The organism is Variovorax sp. GW821-FHT10D07 (assembly GCF_059415325.1).
Window position 1 is genome coordinate 347,594 of the sequence record NZ_JBWKMZ010000009.1, and the last position, 20,955, is coordinate 368,548.

A 20,955-nucleotide genomic window follows, 5' to 3' on the forward strand; every position below is an offset into this window, starting at 1 on the left:
CACGGGACTGTCATTCGTTCTGCCTAACTTCGCGGGCTGGTTACTTTTCCAACCCACGAGAAAGACAGCGCGCATGACCGCACCTACCCGCGACGACCCTTCGTACGATCTCGACGACGTCGGCACCAATCCCAGCAAGAACCCGTCGTTCAACGACCTGATCGCTTCGCGCCTGAGCCGCCGCCATCTGTTCGGCCTGGGCGTCGGCACCGCCGGCACCGCGCTGCTGCAGGCCTGCGGCGGTGGTGGCAGCAGCGGTGGGTTCCTGCCCATCGTCCCGCCCCCGCCCGCGCCGGCCCCCCCGCCGCCCGCGCCCCCGGCACCGCTGAAGCTCAACTTCAACCCCGTGGCCAAGAGCCTGGCCGACGTGGTCACCGTGCCCGCCGGCTACACCGCCAGCGTGCTCTTCCGCCTGGGCGACCCGATCGCCGCCGGCGTGGCCGCGTACAAGAACGATGGCACCGATGATCCGGCCACCTACGACCGCCGCGCCGGCGACCACCACGACGGCATGACCTTCTTCGGCATGAACGGTTCGAACAAGTGGGACGCCGCCAACGCGACGCGCGGCTTGCTGGTGATGAACCATGAAGCGATCACGCCGCTGTTCCTGCATCCCAATGGCCAGACCGTGGTCGGCGGCGTGCGCACGGTGGCCGACGAGGTCAAGCGCGAGTTCTACCTGCACGGCGTGAGCGTGATCGAGGTCGTGAAGAACGGCAACGCCTGGAGCTACAAGCAGGACTCGAGCTTCAACCGCCGCGTCCACACGCTGACCGAGATGACCTTCTCGGGCCCGGCCGCCAAGACCGACTACCTGAAGACCAAGTTCTCGACCGACGGCAGCAAGACCCGCGGCACGGTCAACAACTGCGCCAACGGCACCACGCCCTGGGGCACCTACCTGACCTGCGAAGAGAACTGGGCCGGCTATTTCCGCCGCGACGCGAGCACCGACGAGGCGAACCGCAGCCTCAAGGAGCGCAAGTCGTTCAGCCGCTATGGCGTCTCCGGCACCGGCCGCGAACTCTGGGCTACCGTCACGCCCGACACCGCCGACAACCAGTACGGCCGCTGGAACACCGAGTTGCTTGGCGCCAGCGCCACCGTCGACTACCGCAACGGCCACAACACCTACGGCTGGGTGGTCGAGATCGACCCCTTCAACCCCTCGAGCACGCCGAAGAAGCGCACCGCGCTCGGCCGCTTCGGCCACGAAGGTGCCTGCCTCGGCCCGGTCGTCGTGGGCAAGCCGCTGGTCTGGTACATGGGCGACGACTCGCGCAACGAGTACATCTACAAGTTCGTCTCGACCAAGAACTGGGATGCGGCCGACGCCGGTGGCGGCCTGGCCGCCGGCGACAAGTACATGGACGACGGCCGCCTCTACGTGGCGCGCTTCGATGCCGACGGCACCGGCAAGTGGCTCGAGCTCAAGCTCGGCGTCAACGGCATCACCTCGAGCAACACCAACTACGCCTTCGCCGACGCGGCCGACGTGCTGATCAACGCGCGCCTGGCCGCCGATTCGGCCGGCGCGACCAAGATGGACCGTCCCGAGTGGACCGCCGTGAACCCGAAGAACGGCGACGTCTACGTGACGCTGACCAACACCAACGCGAGCTCGCGTCCGATCGGCAGCACCGATGGCGCCAACCCGCGCTTCTACAACGACAAGAAGAACAACGAGACGACGAACCAGATCGGCAACCCGAACGGCCACATCGTGCGTTTCGCCGACGACAACGCCGACCCGGCGGCGCTGAGCTTCAAGTGGGACGTCTACCTGTTCGGCGCGCGCTCCACCGCCGCGGCCGATGTCAACGTGTCGCAGCTCTCGGCCGACAACGACTTCTCGAGCCCCGACGGCATGTGGTTCAGCCACGCCGCGCCGGGCCTGCTGTGGCTGCAGACCGACGACGGTGCCTACACCGACGTCACCAACTGCATGCTGCTGGCGGCGCTGCCGGGCAAGCTCGGCGACGGCGGTGCAAAGGTGATCACCAACACCGACGGCACGAAGACGCTGACGCAGAACACCTTCGTGGGCAAGGCACCCGGTACCGACGGCCTGCGTCGTTTCCTGGTGGGACCGAAGGACTGCGAACTGACCGGCATCGCCGAGTCGGGTGACGGCCGTGCGCTGTTCGTGAACATCCAGCATCCGGGCGAGACACCGCCCGCCACCGGCACCACCGACCCGAGCAAGTACGGCAGCCACTGGCCGCAGGGCGGCACCGCCCGCCCGCGCTCGGCCACGCTGGTGATCACCAAGGACGACGGCGGCCTGATCGGCCTCTGAAACCCCGTACCGCGGACCGGCCTCGCCGGTCCGCGCATGGGGCTCCCGAGTGGGAGTGACACGCGGATGTCGTCACATCCGCGTGCGCGGTGTCATGGCCTTGTCATGTGCGATGCACGTCGTCGTCACAGTAGTTAACTAAGGTTCGCGACTGACCGGCAGCGGAGAGAAACAGAGGCTGCACGGTCGCCCACGACACCCCACGACAACTCGGGAGAAATCCATGTCCGATTCCACCAAGGCGCAGTCCGGCGCCTCGCGCCGCCACGCCCTCAAGCTGCTGAGCGCAGCACCGATGCTGCCGCTCGGCGGCGTTGCCTTCCTGACCGCCTGCGGCGGTGGCGGAGGCGGCAACGGCTTCCTGCCCATCGTTCCTCCGGCACCCGCGCCTGCACCAGCACCGGCTCCGGCCGCGCAGTTCAAGTCGGCCGAATTCACCGGCATGGCCGCGCCCACGCTGGCCGACCCGGCCGCCATGGCCACCACCACGGTCGGTTCCACGCTCAAGATCTCGTTCGACAACGGCAGCTCGACCGAATACCGCCTCGCCTACCAGCCCTTCTTCCTGACCGGCGACCTCGTGCCGGACGGCAAGGGCGGCCGGATCCTGGCCGGCGGCTACTACGACATCAAGAACCAGCCGATCCTCGACAAGTCGGTGCCGATCAACACGCGCCAGTTCTATTCCGACAGCCCCGACGGCACCTCGCTGCTGACCGTGCCGAATGCCAAGGTCGACGGCGTCAAGGGCAAGCCGGTGTTCGCCGTGGTGCAGTTCGAATACACCACGCGCGACCTCGCCGGCGGCAACACCTACGGCACGCTGCCCTCGCCGATCGCGGTGCTCACGCTCGACCAGGACCAGACCACCGGCAAGCTCAGCCTGGTGAAGTACCACAACGTCGACATGTCGAGCGCGCACGGCCTGTGGATCACCTGCGGCGCGAGCCTCTCGCCCTGGGGCACCCACCTGTCGAGCGAGGAGTACGAGCCCGACGCGGCCAGCATCTCCACCAACACGATGTTCAAGGCCTACAGCAAGAACGTGTTCGGCGACGAGACCACGGCCAACCCCTACCACTACGGCCACCTGCCCGAAATCACCGTCAATGCCGACGGCACCGGCAGCGTGAAGAAGCACTACTGCCTGGGCCGCATCTCGCACGAGCTGATCCAGGTCATGCCCGACCAGCGCACCGCCATCATGGGCGACGACTACACCAACGGCGGCTTCTTCATGTTCGTGGCCGACAAGGAGAAGGACCTCTCGGCCGGCACGCTCTACGTCGCCAGGTACGACGCGGGCTACTCGATCGACCCGGCCGCCGCCGCCACGAAGATGTCGTGGATCAAGCTCGGCCACGCCACCAGCGCCGAGATCGAAGCCCTGGCCAACACGCTCAAGGCCTCTGACATCCTCGACGTGGTGTACGCCCTGCAGAACGGCAGCAACGACGCCACGCCGCTGACCCCGGCGACGCCGGTCGACGCCAGCTACACGCTGATGTACTGCGACGGCAAGGCCAACTGGGTCCGCCTGAAGCCGGGCATGGAGAAGGCCGCCGCCTTCCTCGAGACCCACCGCTACGCCAACCTCAAGGGCGCGAGCATGGCCTTCACCAAGATGGAAGGCACGACCGTCAACATCAAGGACAAGGTCGCCTACTCGGCACTGCAGAACATCCAGGACTCGATGGTCAGCGGCGGCAAGGGCTGGACCGCCGCCACCAACATCGCGCTGCCGAAGAAGCTCAGCGCGGGTGGCGTGATGGCCCACAACCTCGCGGGCGGCCAGAAGGACGGCGACGGCGCCGCGATCGTCAGCGAATGGGTGCCGACCCAGACCCGCGCCCTGATCGTGGGCGAGGACATCGCGTCCGACACGCTGGGCAACACCTCGAACCCGGACATCATCGGCAACCCCGACAACCTGAAGTTCTCCGAGAAGATGCGCACGCTGTTCATCGGCGAGGACAGCAGCAGCCACGTCAACAACTTCCTGTGGGCGTACAACATCGACACCAAGAAGCTGGCGCGCATCATGTCGATCCCCGCGGGCGGCGAGTCGACCGGCCTGCATGCCGTGGACGAGATCAACGGCTGGACCTACATCATGAGCAACTTCCAGCATCCGGGCGATTGGGGCGGCATCCACTCGAAGGTCCAGGCCACGCTCGATCCGTACGTGCGCGCGAACTACAAGGAACGCTACGCTGCGGCCGTCGGCTACCTCACGGCCGACCCGATCCAGCTGAAGCTCTCGAAGTAATCGGCCCTGCCGAAGTGATCAGGACGGCGCTGTCGGCAACGGCAGCGCCGTCTTGTATCGCACCTGCTTGAGCGCAAAGCTCGAGCGGATCTTCTCGATCCCCGGGATCGGCGTCAGTTGCTCGAGGATGAATTTCTCGAGCGCCGCCATGTCCGCCACCGCGATGCGGATCAGGTAGTCGCTGTCGCCGGTCATCAGGTAGCACTCCATCACCTCGTCGTGCTCGGCGATGCGCTGCTCGAAGTCGGCCAGCGACTGCTTGCTCTGCGTCGTGAGGCTGATCGAGATGAACACGTTGAGGCCGAGGCCCAGTGCCTTGGCGCTCGCGAGCGCCACATAGCGGTCGATCACGCCCTCGGTCTCGAGCAGCTTCACGCGCGCGAGGCAGGGCGAGGGCGACAGGTGCACGCGGCGCGCGAGCTCCACGTTCGACAGCGCGCCGTCGCGCTGCAGTTCGTCGAGAATGCGCAGGTCGATCGCGTCGAGTTGCATGAAATGCCGTGATCTGAAGGATTGGCGGCATTTTATGCTGGTAAGACGTCAAGCTGCGGGCTGCAGCAGTAGCCAATTCTTTTCATGGCGGCTTAAAGTGCCGGCATGAACGCCCCGATTTCCGCCGACCAGATCCGTGCCCTGCTGCTCGACGAGGCAGCGCTGTCGCACGACCCCGATCCCGCCGAGACCGCCGAATGGCGCGAGTCCTTCCTCGCGCTGGCGCAGGTCCACGGGCCGCAGCGCGCGCGCCAGATGCTCGACGAGCTGGCACGGCTCGCGCGCCAGCAGCGCATCGGCTGGCAGCCGGAGCTGTCGACGCCGTACGTCAACACCATCGCGGCCGAGGACCAGCCGCCGTTCCCGGGCGACCTCGCGGTCGAAGAGAAGCTGGCCTCGCTGATGCGCTGGAACGCGCTCGCGATGGTGGCCAAGGCCAACCAGGCCTATGGCGAACTCGGTGGCCACATCGCGAGCTATGCGAGCGCGGCCGACCTGTTCGAGACCGGCTTCAACCATTTCTTCCATGCGCGCAGCGCGGCCCATGGCGGCGACCTCGTGTTCTTCCAGCCGCACAGCGCGCCCGGCGTCTATGCGCGCGCCTACCTCGAAGGGCGCCTGAGCGAAGGCGACCTCGCGCACTACCGCCAGGAACTCACGGCGCCCGCCTTCGTCGACGGCAGCGGCGCGCGCGGCCTGTGCAGCTATCCGCATCCCTACCTGATGCCGGACTTCTGGCAGTTCCCCACCGGCTCGATGGGCATCGGCCCGATCAGCTCGATCTACCACGCGCGCTTCATGCGCTACCTCTCGCACCGCAACCTGCTGAACTGCGAAGGCCGAAAGGTCTGGGGCGTGTTCGGCGACGGCGAGATGGACGAGCCCGAATCGATGAGCGCGCTGACCCTGGCCGCGCGCGAGAAGCTCGACAACCTCGTGTGGGTGGTCAACTGCAACCTGCAGCGCCTCGACGGTCCGGTGCGCGGCAACGGCCGCATCATCGACGAGCTCGAGAAGCTGTTCGCGGGCGCCGGCTGGAACGTCATCAAGCTGGTCTGGGGCAGCGACTGGGACGGCCTTTTCGCGCGCGACACCAGCGGTGCGCTGGCGCGCGCCTTCGCCGCCACCGTCGACGGCCAGATGCAGACCTTCGCGGCCAAGGACGGCCGCTTCAACCGCGACAACTTCTTCGGCCAGAACCCCGAGCTCGCGCGCCTGGCCGAGGGCATGACCGACGAGCAGATCGACCGCCTCAAGCGCGGCGGTCACGACCTCGTGAAGATCCATGCCGCCTATGCCGCGGCCGCCGCCCACAAGGGCCGGCCCACCGTGATCCTGGCCCATACCAAGAAGGGCTACGGCATGGGCAGCGCGGCCCAGGGCAAGATGACCACGCACTCGCACAAGAAGATGGGCGAGGTCGACCTGATCGAGTTCCGCGACCGCTTCGACCTGCCGCTGAGCGACGCGCAGGCGGCCGCCATGGACTTCTACCGCCCGGCCGAGGACAGCGCCGAGATGCGCTACCTGCGCCAGCACCGCGAGGCGCTCGGCGGCGCCATGCCGCGCCGCGAGACCGCCTGCGAGCCGGTGGCCAAGCCCGACATCGCGAACTACGCGCAGTTCGCGGTCGCGGCCGCCGGCAAGGAGATGAGCACCACCATGGCCTTCGTGCGCCTGCTGGGCAACCTGCTCAAGGACAAGGCGCTGGGCCCGCGCATCGTGCCGATCGTGGCCGACGAGGCGCGCACCTTCGGCATGGCGAACCTGTTCAAGCAGGTCGGCATCTATTCGAGCGTGGGCCAGCGCTACGCGCCCGAGGACATCGGCTCGGTGCTCAGCTACCGCGAGGCCACCGACGGCCAGATCCTCGAGGAAGGCATCAGCGAAGCCGGCGCCATCGCGAGCTGGACCGCGGCGGCCACCAGCTACAGCGTGCACGGCCTGGCGATGCTGCCGTTCTACATCTACTACTCGATGTTCGGCTTCCAGCGCGTGGGCGACGCGATCTGGGCCGCGGCCGACCAGCGCGCGCGCGGCTTCCTGCTCGGCGCCACCTCGGGGCGCACCACGCTTGGCGGCGAGGGGCTGCAGCACCAGGACGGCAGCAGCCACCTCGTGGCCGCGACCATTCCCAACTGCAAGGCCTACGACCCGGCCTACGCGGGCGAGATGGCGGTGATCGTCGACGCGGGCATCCGCGAGATGATGGTCGAGCAGCAGGACGTGTTCTATTACGTCACGCTGATGAACGAGAACTACGCGCAGCCCGACGTGCCCGCGGGCGCCGAGGCCGACATCCTGCGCGGCTGCTATCGCTTCGGCACCTATGCGCCGGCCTCGGGCAAGGCGAAGAAGAAGGTCACGCTGCTGGGCTCGGGCGCGATCCTCACCGAGGTCGTGAAGGCCGCGCAGCTGCTGACCGACGAGGGCATCGAGGCCGAGGTGTTCAGCGTCACGAGCTGGAGCGAGCTCGCGCGCGACGGCCTGGCCTGCGAGCAGCGCGCCATCGCTGGCGAGGACGCGGGCGAGGCCTTCGTCGCGCGCCAGCTCGGCCAGGGCAAGGCGCCGATCGTCGCCGCCACCGACTACGTGCGCGCCGTGCCCGAGAGCATCCGCGCCTTCCTGCCCGCGGGCCGCCGCTACCTCACGCTGGGCACCGACGGCTTCGGGCGCAGCGACACGCGCGCCGCCCTGCGCGGCTTCTTCGGCGTCGACGCGCAGAGCATCGCGAAGGCCGCACGGCACGCGCTGGGCTGATCCCGCCACACCGGCCGGCCACGCCGAAAGTGGCCGGATCCGTGGGGTCGTTGTCGTTGCGGCCAATCGCGGCGCGCACGACACTGCCCGCATGCAAACGCCGCGCGCCATCGCCTGCACGATCTACCCCGATGTCCAGGTGCTGGACGTCACCGGTCCGCTGCAGGTGTTCGCCTCGGCCAACGTCGAGCTGCAGCGCCAGGGCCGCCCGGCCGGTTATTCGCTGCACCTGCTGGCTGACGCGGTGGGGCCGGTGGCCTGCTCGGCCGGCTTCTCGCTGCTGGCCGAGGCCGCGCGCGAGGACCAGGACCCGGCGCGCTTCGACACCGTGCTCGTGCCCGGCGGCTGGGGCGCCGAAGCCCAGTTGCGCAACGCGCCGCTGCTGGCCTGGCTCCAGCGCGCGGAGCCGCGCGTGCGCCGGCTCGGCTCGGTCTGCTCGGGCGCGCTGATCCTCGCGCAGGCCGGCCTGCTCGATGGCCGCCTCGCCACCACCCACTGGGACAGCGTCGAGGCGCTGCGCACGCGCCATCCCGCGGTCGAGGTGGCGGCCGACCGGCTCCATACCTACGACCCGAGCGGCCGCGAGGGCGACGGCCATGTCTTCACCTCGGCCGGCGTCACCACCGGCATCGACCTCGCGCTGGCGCTGGTCGAGCACGACCTCGGCCGCGCGATCGCGCTGGCGGTGGCGCGCCGGCTCGTGATGTTCCTGCGCCGGCCCGGCGGGCAGGCGCAGTTCAGCCGCTTCCTCGCGCCCGAGGCCACGCATGCGCCGCGGCTGTCGTCGCTGCTCGAATGGATCCCGGGCCAGCTCGCGGGCGACCTCTCGCTCGAGGTCCTGGCCGAGCGCGCCTGCATGCCGCCGCGCACCCTGAGCCGCGTGTTCCGGCGCGAGCTCGGCATGACGCCCGGCCATTACGTCGAGCGCGTGCGCGTCGAGGCCGCCTCGGCCTTGCTGGCCCATGCGCAGACCTCGGTGTCGACGGTCGCGCGGCTGTGCGGCTTCGGCCATCCCGAGACGCTGCGGCGCAGCTTCCACAAGCACCTGGCCGTGAGTCCGCAGGCCTTTGCCGAGCGCTTCGGCGCGGGCGCGCCGCGTGCGGGAGGCTGAGCGATGCAACTGCTGCGCAACCCCGCGATACGGCTGCTGTTCCTCGGCCAGGCGCTCTACTGGTCGTGCTCGATCATCGGCATCACGCTGACCTCGGTCGCGGGCCTGCGGCTCGCGCCCTGGCCCGCGCTGGCCACCCTGCCGCTCGCCCTGCTGGTGCTCGGCAACCTCGCGGCCGTGTCGCCGCTGTCGATGTTCATGCAGCGGCGCGGTCGCCGCCACGGCCTGATGGGCGGCGCGCTGCTCGGCGTGGTGGGCGGGCTGGTCTGCGCCACGGGCCTGGGGCTCGGCAGCTTTGCCGTGTTCTGCCTCGGCGCCGCCTGCATCGGCGGCTACCAGGCCTCGGCGGGCTTCTATCGCTATGCCGCGCTCGAGGCCGTCGAGCCGCGCCACAAGGGCCGCGCCGCCGCGCTGGTGGTCGGCGGCGGCGTCTGCGCCGCGGTGTTCGCGCCCGCCATCGCGGTCTGGACGCGCAATGCGCTGCCCGTGCCCTTCGCGGGCGCCTACCTCGCGATCGCGGTGCTCGCGTTGTGCGGCGTGGTCGCCATGTCGCGCTTGCGCGAAGGCGCGGCGCCGCCGGCCGTGGCGCGCGGCTGGGCCCAGATGCGCGTGCTGCTCGCGCGGCCGATGCTGCGCGCCGCCATCCTCATGACCGCCATCGGCCACGGCCTCATGGTGCTGGCGATGAACGCGACCCCGCTCGCGATGGACTTCTGCGGCTTCTCCGCCGCCGCAGCCGCGCAGGTGATCCAGTGGCATGTGCTCGGCATGTTCGCGCCGGCCTTCTTCGCCGGCGCGCTGGTCGATCGCTGGGGCAGCCGCCGCGTCGCGATGCTCGGCTCGGCGATCCTCGCGACCAGCGCCGCGGTCGCGCTCTCGGGCCAGGACTTCGCGCACTTCCTCGCGAGCTCGCTGCTGCTGGGCCTGGGCTGGAACCTGATGCTGATCGCCGGCACCACGCTGCTGGCGGAAGCGCACGCCGAGCACGAGCGCGGACCCGCGCAGGCGCTGATGGAACTGAGCAACGGCACCACGGCCGTGCTGATGTCCTTCGGCTCGGGCGCGCTGCTCGCGGGCGTGGGCTGGATCGCGATCAACCTCGCGATGCTGCCGCTGCTGGCGTTTGCGTTGACGCTGTTGTGGCTCAACGCGCGGCCGGCGGCGGTGGAGCGGGTCTAGATCGCTTGTTGGACCGGTCGCGCGGGCCAGTCCGCGGGCGGCGCGATGACTTCGAGCGCCTGCAAGGCGAATGTCTTGCGCGGCGTGCGGTTGCGCAGCCGTGCTTCGCGCACCTTGACTCTGGCGCGGACATGCCGATGCAGAGGCGCCAGTCCCTCTTGCAGCGAGTGCTCCATGGCGGCACGCGTCACCGTGCCGACCACCACGCTCCGATCGCCATGCAGGCGCAGTTCGAAGCGCGACGAATACTCGGCCCAGCCGATGACCTCGCCTTCGAGCATCTCGACGCGGTCTTCGATGGTCATCGCCTCGGCGCGTTGGCGCGCGCGTCGAACGGCTTGCGTCGAGAGTTCGAAGTCCCGCTCGCCTTCGACGAGGCGAAGACTGGCGCCCTCGTCGTCGAGCAGCTTGAAGAACTCCTGCAAGGTACCGAGCTGGCGGTTGTCCACGTCCGCCGAGGCTTCGTCGAACAGGGCGTCGTCCGCCGCCGCCATGCGGGACAGGGTATCGGCCACGTGATCCACGGCGTCCTTGAGCGGTGCATCGCTGCTGGCAGGTTCGCTGCCCTGCAGCACGAAACCGAACGAGCCGCGTACGACGTCGGTGACCAGCAACTGGGTGTCGTCGCTCATCGGCACGCGGCCACGCGAAGAGAGCGGACCTGTCTCGGCGGCCGCATAGCGCTGACTCACGAGCTTCTGAAACTTGCCGATGGCCTGCGTCCCAAACGACGCCTTGATGCCATTCGAGCCCACGACCGGGCGCCCACCGAAGAACAAGGCCACGCCGACGGGCGCGTTCGTGCCTGCTTCCGACAATTCGATCAGTTCCTTTTCGAGGCGCGCGACGCGCTGGGCATATTGATGCACCGCGATCGGATCGTCGTGCGCCTGCCCGTCCGCCAGCAGCTGGCGAACCTGCGCCAGGTCAGCCTGCAGGAATTGCTTCTCAAGTTGAGCCAGCATTCGGTTCTCCTTGGTGCATGAGTCGATCGAGCATCACACGGGCGGAGTGATCGTCGGAATCCATGGGCAACTGCAGCATGCCTTTCCACAGGGCATCGCCGCGACGATGAGAAAACAAACCATACCAATAGCGCGTCTGCTGCACCAACCGCTCCGGTGAGGTGGTCAGGTTGATGAGGCTGGTGTCGCAGTGAAACCCCTGCCTGCAGCGCTCGTGATCGAAGAGATCGGGGCGCTCGTCCATTATCCGATTGATCTCCGTCTTGCTCATTCCCTGCGGCGGGTAGGCGAAGCTCACGACGTCGATGTCCCGAGGTGAGCGACCTTCGCGTGCCTCGATATCCTCGACGAAACTGCCATCGAGCCACTGAAAGCCTTCGACGAACCCGATGCCGCGGAGTTCGGCGCGATAGCGCAACAGGCCGTCGAGGATGGTGCATCGCGCCGTGCCGATCGCGAAGCGCTGCACCATTTCGCTGGCCGACACCAAGTAAGGCGAGCTGTGCGCGCCACTCAACCGCTCGCCCTCGAACGGCGGCAGCACGTGCGAATGATTGAAGGTCGGAATCACGAGCGGCAGCATAGCGAGCGGGCCCCACGGCGCTATTCGACACGCAGGAAATGCCCGCGGGAAATGCGCCGAACTGCGCGCTTGCCTTCATCCACATGCGATGGCATCCCGCCGGCGGGCCTGCGTTAGAGTCGCAGCCCATTCATGACCGCCCGCTTTCAATCGCTCGCCCCCGCCGTCCGCCTGGCCGACCAGGTGGCCGATGCGCTGGCGGCCGAGGTGCGCAGCGGGCGCTTGTCCGAGGGCGACCGGCTGCCGACCGAGTCCGCGCTGGCCGAGCAGTTCGGCGTCAGCCGCACGGTGGTGCGCGAGGCGGTGTCGCGGCTCAAGTCGCTCGGGCTGGTCGACTCGCGCCAGGGCAGCGGCGTGTATGTGCGTGCGGCCGGGGTCGAGCCGCTGCGCTTCGAGATGCCGCACGTGGCTTCGCGCGAGGCCGTGATCCAGATGGTCGAGCTGCGCCGCGCGCTCGAGGCCGAGGTGGCGGCGCTGGCGGCCGAACGCCGCACGGCCGAGGACGTGCGCCGCATCCGCGACGCGATCGCGGCGCTGCATGCGGCCGTGGCCGTGGGCGGCAACGGCGCCGAGGAGGACGTGCGCTTCCACCGCGCCATCGCCGAGGCCGCGCGCAACCCGTTCCTGATCGGCACCCTGCAGTACCTGCGCCAGTTCCTGCACGGCGCCACCCGCGTCACGCGCGCCAACGAGGCGCGCCGCGCCGACTTCGCGCGCGAGGTGGCGCAGGAGCATGCGCGCATCGTCGAGGCGATCGAGGCCGGCGATGCGCTGCGCGCGCGCGAGGCCGCCAAGACCCACATGGACAACGCGATCCGCCGCATCGAGCAGGCCGACCCGGCCTTCTGGCAGCAGGAGGGCGCGCAGCTCGCGCGGCCGCTGGTCGAGGGGCTGCAGGAGAGCGGCGCGGCCGGCAAGGGGCGGCGCAAGAAGGCCTCCTGAGCGGCGGGCCGGAATTCGGTGCGAGACAAAGTCATCTCAAATTTGTATGATGACCTGACAAATCATCCAGCTCCTTCCTTCCATGACCACTTCCTCCCCTCCCGTCGTCGGCCTCGTGGGCCTCGGCGCCATGGGCGCCGGCATGGCGCAGTCGCTGCGCCGCGCGGGCCATGCGCCGCACGTGTTCGACCTGCGCCGCGAGGCCGCGCAGGCCTTCGCGCGCGACGGCGGCACCGCCTGCGACACGCTGGCCGCGCTCGGCGCCGCCAGCGACATCGTGATCTCGGTCGTCGTGAACGCGCAGCAGACCGAGGCGGTGCTGTTCGGCGACGGCGGCACGCCGGGCTGCGCGGCCTCGATGAAGCCCGGCAGCCTGTTCGTGATGTGCTCGACGGTCGACCCGAACTGGTCGGTGGCGCTCGAGGCGCGGCTCGCGAAGCTCGGCCTGCTCTACCTCGACGCGCCGATCTCGGGCGGCGCCGCCAAGGCCGTGAGCGGCCAGATGACGATGATGACCGCCGGCACGCCCGCGGCCTACGACAAGGCCGGCGGCGTGCTCGACGCGATGGCCGCCAAGGTCTACCGGCTCGGCGACAGCGCGGGCGCGGGCAGCAAGGTGAAGGTCATCAACCAGTTGCTGGCCGGCGTGCACATCGCGGCCGCGGCCGAGGCGATGGCGCTGGGCCTGCGCGAGGGCGTGGATCCGGCCGCGCTCTACGAGGTCATCACCCACAGCGCGGGCAACAGCTGGATGTTCGAGAACCGCATGGCGCACGTGCTCGCGGGCGACTACACGCCGCTGTCGGCGGTCGACATCTTCGTGAAGGACCTGGGCCTGGTGCTCGACGTGGCGCGCGCCAGCAAGTTTCCTCTGCCGCTGTCGTCCACCGCGCACCAGATGTTCATGCAGGCCTCGACCGCGGGCCATGCGCGCGAGGACGACAGCGCGGTGATCAAGATCTTCCCGGGCATCGAGCTGCCGGTCGCGAAAGGAAATGCCTCGTGAGCGAACACAGGACCGTCGACACGCCGCTGCTGCGCATCGGCTACGAGGAATGGAACGCCGCCGGCGCCGCCACCGTGGTGCTGGTGCACGGCTGGCCCGACAGCCCGCGCGGCTGGCATGGCGTGGCCGCGCGCCTGGCCGCCGCCGGCTGGCGCGTGCTGCTGCCCGCGCTGCGCGGCTTCGCGCCCACGCGCTTCCTGCATGCGGACACGCCGCGCAGCGGCCAGCTCTCGGCGCTGGGCCGCGACCTGCTCGACTTCATCGATGCGCTGGGGCTCGAGCGCCCCGCGCTGGTCGGCCACGACTGGGGCGCCCGCGCGGTGGCCAACGCCTGCGGGCTGCGCCCCGGCGTGGCGAGCGCGCTGGCGCTGCTGTCGGTGGGCTACGGCACCAACGCGCCGGGCCAGCCGGTGCCGCTCGAGCAGGCGCGCAACTACTGGTACCACTGGTACATGGCCACGCCGCGTGGCGAGCGCACGGTGCACGACGACCGCCTCGCCTTCACGCGCATGATGTGGCGCACCTGGGGCCCGCCCGGCTGGTACGACGAGGCCGAGTTCGACACCACCGCCGCCGCCTTCGAGGGCGAGGACTGGGCCCGCGTGGTGGTGCATTCGTACCGCCATCGCTGGGGCTATGCGCCCGGCGATCCGCATTACGCGGCCGACGACGCGGCGCTCGATCCCGCGCCCGTGCTGTCGGTGCCCACGCTGGTGCTGCACGGCGCGGCCGATGCGTGCAATCATCCGGACAGCTCGGCGGGCAAGGAGCGCTTCTTCAGCGGCCCCTACCGCCGCGAGCTGCTGGACGGCGTGGGCCACTTCCCGCAGCGCGAGGCGCCCGAGGCGGTGGCCGATGCGCTGCTGCGCTTCCTGCCGACCCTCTGACCCTCTTGCGAACGACCACCGAGACAAGACGACCATGAACATCCTCATCACCGGCGGCTGCGGCTTCCTCGGCGCGCGCCTCGCGCGCACGCTGCTCGCCCAGGGACCGCTGGCGCTGGCCGGCGCCGCGCCGCAACCCATCGAACGCATCGTGCTGGCCGACCGCGTGGCGCCGCCGGCCGACCTCGCGGCCGACGCGCGCGTGCAGTTCCTGCAGGGCGACCTGCTCGAGCAGGCGCAGAGCGGCACGCTGCCGATCGCCAGCAGCCAGCTCGTGTTCCACCTCGCGGCCGCCGTCAGCGGCGAATGCGAGGCCGACTTCGACCTCGGCATGCGCAGCAACCTCGACACCACGCGCGCGCTGCTCGAGGCCGCGCGCCGCGCCGGCCATGCGCCGGTGTTCGTGTTCTCGAGCTCGGTCGCGGTGTTCGGCGATTCGCCCGAGCAGCGGCTGCCGGCCCTGATCGAGGACACGACGCTGCCCACGCCGCAGAACAGCTACGGCATCCAGAAGTTCGTCGGCGAGCAGTTGGTGGCCGACTTCACGCGCAAGGGCTTCGTGCAGGGCCGCAACGTGCGGCTGATGACGGTGTCGGTGCGTCCGGGCCGGCCCAACGGCGCGGCCTCGAGCTTCCTCAGCGGCATGCTGCGCGAACCGCTGGCCGGCGAGCGCGCGCGTTGCCCGGTCGCGCCCGACACGCCGGTGGCGCTGGCCTCGCCCGGCAACACCATCGCGGGCATCGTGCGCGCGGCCACGGCCAGCGGCGCCGAGTGGGGTGCACGCACAGCGGTCAACCTGCCCGCGCTGACCACCACCGTGCGCGAGATGGCGCAGGCGCTCGAGCGTATCGCGGGCGCCGAGGCGACGAGCCTGATCGACTGGGAACCCGACGCGGCGATCGCGAAGATCGTCACGAGCTGGCCCAGCCGCGTGCATGCGGCGCGTGCCGAGGCGCTGGGCCTGAAGGCCGATGCCAGCTTCGACGCGATCCTGAGCGACTACGTGCGCGAGAACCCGCAGGCGGTCAAGCTCGCGGTGAAGGGCTGAGCGATGGCAAAGCTGCTGCTCGGCTGCATCGCCGACGATTTCACCGGCGCCACCGACCTCGCCAACAACCTGGTGCGCGCGGGCATGCGCGTGGTGCAGACCATCGGCGTGCCCGAGGGCCCGCTCGCGGCCGAGGTGGATGCGGTAGTGGTCGCGCTCAAGTCGCGCACCATCGCGCCGGCCGAGGCCATCGCGCAGTCGCTCGAGGCGCTGCGCTGGCTGCAGGCGCAGGGCGCGCAACAGATCTACTTCAAGTACTGCTCGACCTTCGACAGCACGCCGCAGGGCAACATCGGCCCGGTGACCGAGGCACTGATGGAGGCGCTGGGCTGCGACTTCACGATCGCCACGCCGGCCTTCCCCGACAACAAGCGCACGGTGTTCAAGGGCTACCTGTTCGCGGGCGAGGTGCTGCTCAACGAGAGCGGCATGCAGAACCATCCGCTGACGCCGATGACCGACCCGAACCTGGTGCGGGTGCTGCAGGCGCAGTGCCGGCGCAAGGTGGGGCTGATCGATCACGCGGTGGTGACGCGCGGCGCGGAGGCCATCGAAGCGCGCATCGCGCAGCTGAAGGCCGAGGGCGTGTCGATCGCGATCGTCGACGCGGTGTCCAACGACGACCTGCTGCGTATGGGCCCGGCCCTCGCGAAGCTGCCGCTGGTCACCGCGGGCTCGGGCGTGGCCATCGGCCTGCCGGCCAACTTCGGCCTCGCACCCTCATCGCAGGCCAGCGCGTTGCCGAAGGCCGGCGGCCGCACGGCGGTGGTGTCGGGCAGCTGCTCGCTCGCCACCAACCGGCAGGTGCTCGACTTCATCGGGCGCGGCGGCGCCGCATTGGCCATCGATCCGCTGCGCATCGCGGCCGGTGTCGACGTCGCGGCCGAGACGCTGGCCTGGGCCGCGCCGCTGATCGACAAGGGCCCGGTGCTCGTCTACTCCACGGCCGAAGCCGGTGCCGTGAAGTCGGTACAAGGCCAACTGGGCGTGGAAGAGGCCGGCGCGATGGTCGAGCGCACCATCGCCGCGATCGCGCGGGGGCTGGTCGAGCGTGGTGTGCACCAGCTCGTGGTGGCGGGCGGCGAAACCTCCGGGGCCTGCGTGCAGGCGCTCGGCATCGCGCAGTTGCAGATCGGGCCGCAGATCGATCCGGGGGTGCCGTGGTGTCATGCGCGTTCCTCGTTGGCGCCTGACACTGAGGTGCATATCGCCTTGAAGTCGGGGAACTTTGGGGGGGATGATTTCTTTACCAAGGCGTTTGTGGTGTTGGGGTGATGCCTTGGGGTGTTGAAGGTCGGGGCGGGCGTGCGCCGATGGGGTACTCCCCTCCGCGAATGTCCCCCGCCTTCGGCTCCTCCTTAATTTCGCTGCGGGGAGTACCCCATCGACGTGAGCCTGGACGCAATCGTTGTTGAACCGCCGGCACCACCGCAGCGCCTCCCGTGCACAGGGTATCGGGTCCTTCCCGCAGCGAAATAAAGGAGGAGCCCGAAGGGCGGGGGACATTCGCGGAGGGAAGTACCCGATGCCCTGTGCACGCACCCCGAACAAGAAGCCAAAAAATGACCGAAACAAAAGCAAGAGAAGAAATCTGCCGCACAGCCAAAAGCCTGTTCGATCGTGGCTACGTCCACGCCACGGCCGGCAACATCAGCGTGCGCCTGGAAGACGGCGGTTTCCTCATCACCCCGACCGATGCCTGCCTGGGCTTCCTCGACCCCGCGCGGCTCGCGAGGCTGGACGCGCAGGGCCAGCAGATCAGTGGCGACCGTGCCAGCAAGACCATCGCGCTGCACATGCGCATCTACGAAGCAGCGAGAGCTTTCGATGCCGATACCGCCTGCGTGATCCACACCCACAGCAGCCACTGCGTCGCACTCACGTTGAGCGGAGCCAGCGACGAACTGCTGCCCGCCCTCACGCCCTATTTCGTGATGAAGGTCGGCCACGTGCCGCGCATCCACTACCACCGCCCGGGCGCGCCCGAAGCGGCGGCCGAGGTCGCGCAGGTCATCGCGCAGCGCGGCGCGGCCGGCGTGCCGATCCGTGCCGTGATGCTCGACCGCCTCGGCCCCAACGTGTGGCACGACACCCCCGCCGCCGCGATGGCCGTGCTCGAGGAACTCGAGGAGACCGCCAGGCTCCACCTCATGACGCGCGACCATGCCACGCCACCCGCACCGCTGTCGCCCGAACAGATCGCCGAACTGCGCGTGACCTTCGGCGCGCGCTGGTGACTCCGTTCGAGACCACAATCGCCAGAACTTCAAAGAGACAACGCCATGCCACGCTTCGCCGCCAACCTCTCGATGCTCTATCCCGAGATGGACTTCCTCGATCGCTTCGATGCCGCCGCGAAGGACGGCTTCGAGGCCGTCGAGTACCTGTTTCCCTATGCCTTCTCCAAGGACGATATCGTCGCGCGCCTCCAGCACAACGGCCTGCAGCAGGTGCTCTTCAACGGCCCGCCCGGCAACTGGGAGGGCGGCGAACGCGGCCTGGCTTGCCTGCCGGGGCGCGATGCCGAGTTCCGCGAAGGCATTGCGAAAGCCATCGACTACGCGGTCGCGCTCGACTGCCCGCGCATCCACGTCATGGCCGGGCTGGTGCCCGAGGACCTCACGGCCGATGCCGTGCAGCAGGTGTACGTCGACAACCTGCGCTGGGCCGCCGAGGAGGCCGCGAAGGCCGGGCGCGACGTGCTGATCGAGCCGATCAACACGCGCGACATCCCGCGCTTCTTCCTCAACCGCCAGGACCATGCGCATGCCATCGTCGAAAGCATCGGCGCGCCCAACCTCAAGGTGCAGATGGACCTCTACCACTGCCAGATCGTCGAGGGCGACGTCGCGATGAAGATCCGCCAGTACCTGCCCACCGGCCGCGTCGGCCACATCCAGATCGCCGGCGTCCCCGAGCGCCACGAGCCCGACATCGGCGAGCAGAACTACCCCTACCTGTTCCAGGTGATCGACGAGGTGTCGGCGCAGACCGGCTGGCAGGGCTGGGTCGGCTGCGAATACCGGCCGCGGCGCGGCAGCGAACCCGGCGGCACCTCGGCCGGGCTGGGCTGGCTGCGCGCGTGGCGCGAGGCGCAGTGAAGCTCGAGGCGCTGCGCATCCCGAAGCCACTGCGCGGCTTCGCGTCGGAGGCCGAGCTGTTCGACCTGGTGCTGGACGGCGATCGCGTGGCCTCGGTCGCGCCGAGCGCGCGGCAGGATTCGGCGCGCGGCATCGTGCTGAGCGCCTGCGTCGACGCGCATGCGCACATCGACAAGAACTACACCGTGCAGGACGTGGGCGCGGCGCAGGGCAACCTGTTCGCGGCCATCGAGCGCATGAACGGCCACCGGGCCGGCTGGACCGCCGAGTCGCTGCGCCCGCGCATGGAACGCGCGCTCGAGGACGCCTGGCGCAGCGGCACGCGCGCGCTGCGCACCCACCTCGACTGGGTGCAGCCCGAGGCGCCGGTCTCGCTCGCGGTGTTCGAGGCGCTGCGCGAGGCCTGGCGCGGACGCGTCGAGCTGCAGTTCGTCTCGCTCACGCCGCTCGACCTGTTCGCCGATGCCGAGGCCGGCGAGCGCATCGCGCGCGAGGTGGCGCGCGCGGGCGGCGCGCTCGGCGCCTTCGTCTACCGCAACGAGGCCCTGTTGCCCAAGCTCGACCGCGTGTTCGAGCTCGCCCACAAGCACGGGCTGTCGCTCGACTTCCATGTCGACGAGGGCCTCGATGCCGACGCCAGCGGCCTGCGTGCCATCGCGCAGCTGGTGCGTGCGCGCGGCTTCACGGGCCGGGTGGTCTGCGGCCATGCCTGCTCGCTCTCGGTGCAGGACGATGCCGTGGCGCACGAAACCCTGGCGCTGTGCGCGGGCGCGGGCCTGCACCTGGTCGCGCTGCCCACCACCAACCTCTACCTGCAGGGCGCCTGGGACCGCACGCCGGTGCCGCGCGGCATCACGCGCATCCGCGAGGCGGCGGCACGCGGCTTGCGTGCGAGCCTGGCGACGGACAACGTGCAGGACGCCTTCTATCCCTACGGCAGCTATGACCTCGTCGAGACCTTCGGCCTCGGCGTGCAGGTGGCGCACCTCGCGCCGGCGCTCGACTGGATCGACAGCATCACGCTCGCGCCGGCGCAGGCGCTCGGGCTGGCCTGGGACGGTCGCATCGCCGCGGGTTGTCCGGCCGACCTGGTGGTGCTGGCCGCCACCGACGAACACGAACTCATCGACCCGCGCGGCCGCCGCCGCAGCGTCATCCGCGCGGGCCGGATCCTGGAGCACACCGCATGAGCATGGGCAAGCCGATGGCCAACTATGCCGCCGCCAAGCGCGTCGGCGATTTCGTCTACATGAGCGGCGTGGTCGCCGTCGACCCGGCCACGCGCCGCGCGGTCGCCGGCTACGACGCCATTCCCGAGGCCGGGCGCAGCGCGCTGCAGGGCCTGGGCTACGCCACCGGCCAGATGTCGGTCGACGTGTTCGAGGCGCCGATCGTTGCGCAGAGCTGGTTCGTGCTCGAGCGCATCCGCCAGATCGCGGCCGAGCACGGCGGCACCATGGAGGACGTGGTGAAGCTGGTGCAGTACTTCCGCCACCTGCCGCACTACGCCTTCTACAACCGCGTGCGCGGCCTGTTCTACCCGGGCGAGCCGCCGGTCAGCACGGTGGTGGAGGTGTCGCGCTTCCTGCCGGGCGACGAGGTGCTGGTGGAGGTCGAGGCCACCATGTACCTGCCGGTGCGCGCTACCTGACGCCCGCGCCCTTGAACAGGAACGCCGTCACCTGCTCGACCAGGTAATCGCGGTCCTGCGCGTCGCCGTGCTGCGCGGTGTTGCGGAAGTACGCGGCCTGGGTCGCATGGTCGGCGTAGAACTGTGTCACGGCCCAGATGTGGAACAGCACCAGCATCGGGTCGGCCTCGTCCATCAGGCCCTGGTCCATCCAGTTGCGGATCACGGCGGCGGCCTGGTCGGTGCGCTGCTTGCTCGTGTCCATCAGGGTGTTGAGCACCGGCGCGCCGCGCAGCATCTCGGCCGTGAAGATGCGCGAGCGCAGCGGGTGCTCGAACGAGAACGCCATCTTGCGGCGGATCAGGTCGCCGAGCACCTTGCGCGGGCCCAGGGCCTCGTCGTCGAAGCCGAACACCACGATCCAGTCGGTGAGGATGTCCTGCAGGATCTGCCGGTACAACGCCTCCTTGCTGTCGATGTAGTAGTGCAGCTGCGCCTTCGAGAGCCCGGCCTTGTCGGCGATCGCCTGGGTCGAGGCGCCGGCCAGGCCCTCGCTCGCGAACACCTCGATCGCGGCCTGGTTGATCACGCCGAGCACCTGCGCGTACTTGCGCGAGCGCCCCCGCGTGGCGGGGCCCTCGGCGTCCTCGGCGGTGTCGACGGCGGTGGTCCTGGCCATG

18 protein-coding genes are annotated in these 20,955 nt (G+C 69.7%); 14 read left to right on the forward strand and 4 right to left on the reverse strand.

The genetic code is table 11. The annotated features are described in order from the left end of the window. Positions 1–73 precede the first annotated feature (73 nt). Both AC07PU_RS25790 and AC07PU_RS25795 read left to right on the forward strand, forming a co-directional pair. Entirely contained in the window at positions 74–2,302 is a 2,229-nt protein-coding gene (locus tag AC07PU_RS25790; RefSeq protein ID WP_495321421.1) for a PhoX family protein, read from the forward strand. A gap of 223 nt (positions 2,303–2,525) precedes the next feature. Then, positions 2,526–4,571 (forward strand): PhoX family protein, encoded by a 2,046-nt coding sequence (locus tag AC07PU_RS25795; RefSeq protein WP_495321422.1) that lies wholly within the window; start codon positions 2,526–2,528, stop codon positions 4,569–4,571. A gap of 18 nt (positions 4,572–4,589) precedes the next feature. Here the strand turns inward: AC07PU_RS25795 and AC07PU_RS25800 are convergent, their stop codons facing one another. Next, on the reverse strand, positions 4,590–5,063 hold the full coding sequence (locus AC07PU_RS25800; protein ID WP_057595886.1) for an Lrp/AsnC family transcriptional regulator: 474 nt from the start codon (positions 5,061–5,063) through the stop codon (positions 4,590–4,592). A gap of 105 nt (positions 5,064–5,168) precedes the next feature. Between AC07PU_RS25800 and mdeB the strand changes: the two genes are divergently transcribed. The 3 genes from mdeB to AC07PU_RS25815 all read left to right on the forward strand — a co-directional run bounded on the left by mdeB (position 5,169) and on the right by AC07PU_RS25815 (position 10,113). Beyond that, on the forward strand, positions 5,169–7,823 hold the full coding sequence (mdeB, locus tag AC07PU_RS25805; RefSeq protein WP_495321423.1) for an alpha-ketoglutarate dehydrogenase: 2,655 nt from the start codon (positions 5,169–5,171) through the stop codon (positions 7,821–7,823). 91 nt (positions 7,824–7,914) lie between these two features. Continuing rightward, positions 7,915–8,934 (forward strand): GlxA family transcriptional regulator, encoded by a 1,020-nt coding sequence (locus tag AC07PU_RS25810; protein ID WP_296774941.1) that lies wholly within the window; start codon positions 7,915–7,917, stop codon positions 8,932–8,934. Positions 8,935–8,937: 3 nt separating this feature from the next. Next, on the forward strand, positions 8,938–10,113 hold the full coding sequence (locus AC07PU_RS25815) for an MFS transporter (RefSeq protein ID WP_495321424.1): 1,176 nt from the start codon (positions 8,938–8,940) through the stop codon (positions 10,111–10,113). Here the strand turns inward: AC07PU_RS25815 and AC07PU_RS25820 are convergent. Both AC07PU_RS25820 and AC07PU_RS25825 read right to left on the reverse strand, forming a co-directional pair. Next, positions 10,110–11,078, reverse strand: coding sequence for a hypothetical protein (locus tag AC07PU_RS25820; RefSeq protein ID WP_495321425.1), 969 nt, complete (start codon positions 11,076–11,078; stop codon positions 10,110–10,112). The two genes, AC07PU_RS25815 and AC07PU_RS25820, sit on opposite strands and share 4 nt — an antisense overlap. After that, the gene (locus AC07PU_RS25825) at positions 11,062–11,661 is read right to left on the reverse strand and encodes a DUF6932 family protein (RefSeq protein WP_495321426.1); all 600 of its coding nucleotides are present in this window, start codon (positions 11,659–11,661) and stop codon (positions 11,062–11,064) included. The genes AC07PU_RS25820 and AC07PU_RS25825 overlap by 17 nt, the downstream gene beginning before the upstream one ends. A gap of 132 nt (positions 11,662–11,793) precedes the next feature. Here AC07PU_RS25825 and AC07PU_RS25830 point away from each other — a divergent pair, with 132 nt between their 5' ends. From AC07PU_RS25830 to AC07PU_RS25870, 9 genes are all read left to right on the forward strand, one after another. Then, positions 11,794–12,603: a FadR/GntR family transcriptional regulator gene (locus tag AC07PU_RS25830; RefSeq protein ID WP_495321427.1), complete on the forward strand. Its 810-nt coding sequence runs from the start codon at positions 11,794–11,796 to the stop codon at positions 12,601–12,603. 82 nt (positions 12,604–12,685) lie between these two features. Further along, a complete protein-coding gene (ltnD, locus tag AC07PU_RS25835; RefSeq protein ID WP_495321428.1) occupies positions 12,686–13,609 on the forward strand; it encodes an L-threonate dehydrogenase in 924 nt (307 codons plus the stop codon). Next, positions 13,606–14,496: an alpha/beta fold hydrolase gene (locus tag AC07PU_RS25840; protein WP_495321429.1), complete on the forward strand. Its 891-nt coding sequence runs from the start codon at positions 13,606–13,608 to the stop codon at positions 14,494–14,496. Before ltnD ends, AC07PU_RS25840 begins: the two co-directional genes overlap by 4 nt. 34 nt (positions 14,497–14,530) lie before the next feature. After that, a complete protein-coding gene (gene denD, locus AC07PU_RS25845) occupies positions 14,531–15,544 on the forward strand; it encodes a D-erythronate dehydrogenase (protein ID WP_495321430.1) in 1,014 nt (337 codons plus the stop codon). 3 nt (positions 15,545–15,547) lie between these two features. Further along, positions 15,548–16,819, forward strand: a complete 1,272-nt coding sequence (gene otnK / locus AC07PU_RS25850) for a 3-oxo-tetronate kinase (protein ID WP_495321431.1) — start codon at positions 15,548–15,550, stop codon at positions 16,817–16,819. 287 nt (positions 16,820–17,106) lie between these two features. Beyond that, entirely contained in the window at positions 17,107–17,781 is a 675-nt protein-coding gene (locus tag AC07PU_RS25855; protein WP_495321432.1) for a class II aldolase/adducin family protein, read from the forward strand. Between the two features lie 45 nt (positions 17,782–17,826). Further along, on the forward strand, positions 17,827–18,645 hold the full coding sequence (otnI, locus tag AC07PU_RS25860; protein ID WP_495321433.1) for a 2-oxo-tetronate isomerase: 819 nt from the start codon (positions 17,827–17,829) through the stop codon (positions 18,643–18,645). Beyond that, entirely contained in the window at positions 18,627–19,835 is a 1,209-nt protein-coding gene (locus AC07PU_RS25865; RefSeq protein ID WP_495321434.1) for an amidohydrolase family protein, read from the forward strand. The genes otnI and AC07PU_RS25865 overlap by 19 nt, the downstream gene beginning before the upstream one ends. After that, on the forward strand, positions 19,832–20,296 hold the full coding sequence (locus AC07PU_RS25870; RefSeq protein ID WP_057595876.1) for a RidA family protein: 465 nt from the start codon (positions 19,832–19,834) through the stop codon (positions 20,294–20,296). Before AC07PU_RS25865 ends, AC07PU_RS25870 begins: the two co-directional genes overlap by 4 nt. Here the strand turns inward: AC07PU_RS25870 and AC07PU_RS25875 are convergent. Then, positions 20,289–20,954 carry a TetR family transcriptional regulator C-terminal domain-containing protein gene (locus AC07PU_RS25875; RefSeq protein ID WP_093351353.1) on the reverse strand — a complete coding sequence of 222 codons (666 nt, stop codon included), beginning with the start codon at positions 20,952–20,954 and terminating at the stop codon, positions 20,289–20,291. The genes AC07PU_RS25870 and AC07PU_RS25875 overlap by 8 nt on opposite strands. Position 20,955 lies beyond the last annotated feature (1 nt).

Coding starts and splice junctions, on each gene's coding strand:
- AC07PU_RS25790 (WP_495321421.1), top strand. CDS start 74: ATGACCGCACCTACCCGCGACGACCCTTCGTACGATCTCGACGACGTC.
- AC07PU_RS25795 (WP_495321422.1), top strand. CDS start 2,526: ATGTCCGATTCCACCAAGGCGCAGTCCGGCGCCTCGCGCCGCCACGCC.
- AC07PU_RS25800 (WP_057595886.1), bottom strand. CDS start 5,063: ATGCAACTCGACGCGATCGACCTGCGCATTCTCGACGAACTGCAGCGC.
- mdeB (WP_495321423.1), top strand. CDS start 5,169: ATGAACGCCCCGATTTCCGCCGACCAGATCCGTGCCCTGCTGCTCGAC.
- AC07PU_RS25810 (WP_296774941.1), top strand. CDS start 7,915: ATGCAAACGCCGCGCGCCATCGCCTGCACGATCTACCCCGATGTCCAG.
- AC07PU_RS25815 (WP_495321424.1), top strand. CDS start 8,938: ATGCAACTGCTGCGCAACCCCGCGATACGGCTGCTGTTCCTCGGCCAG.
- AC07PU_RS25820 (WP_495321425.1), bottom strand. CDS start 11,078: ATGCTGGCTCAACTTGAGAAGCAATTCCTGCAGGCTGACCTGGCGCAG.
- AC07PU_RS25825 (WP_495321426.1), bottom strand. CDS start 11,661: ATGCTGCCGCTCGTGATTCCGACCTTCAATCATTCGCACGTGCTGCCG.
- AC07PU_RS25830 (WP_495321427.1), top strand. CDS start 11,794: ATGACCGCCCGCTTTCAATCGCTCGCCCCCGCCGTCCGCCTGGCCGAC.
- ltnD (WP_495321428.1), top strand. CDS start 12,686: ATGACCACTTCCTCCCCTCCCGTCGTCGGCCTCGTGGGCCTCGGCGCC.
- denD (WP_495321430.1), top strand. CDS start 14,531: ATGAACATCCTCATCACCGGCGGCTGCGGCTTCCTCGGCGCGCGCCTC.
- otnK (WP_495321431.1), top strand. CDS start 15,548: ATGGCAAAGCTGCTGCTCGGCTGCATCGCCGACGATTTCACCGGCGCC.
- AC07PU_RS25855 (WP_495321432.1), top strand. CDS start 17,107: ATGACCGAAACAAAAGCAAGAGAAGAAATCTGCCGCACAGCCAAAAGC.
- otnI (WP_495321433.1), top strand. CDS start 17,827: ATGCCACGCTTCGCCGCCAACCTCTCGATGCTCTATCCCGAGATGGAC.
- AC07PU_RS25870 (WP_057595876.1), top strand. CDS start 19,832: ATGAGCATGGGCAAGCCGATGGCCAACTATGCCGCCGCCAAGCGCGTC.
- AC07PU_RS25875 (WP_093351353.1), bottom strand. CDS start 20,954: ATGGCCAGGACCACCGCCGTCGACACCGCCGAGGACGCCGAGGGCCCC.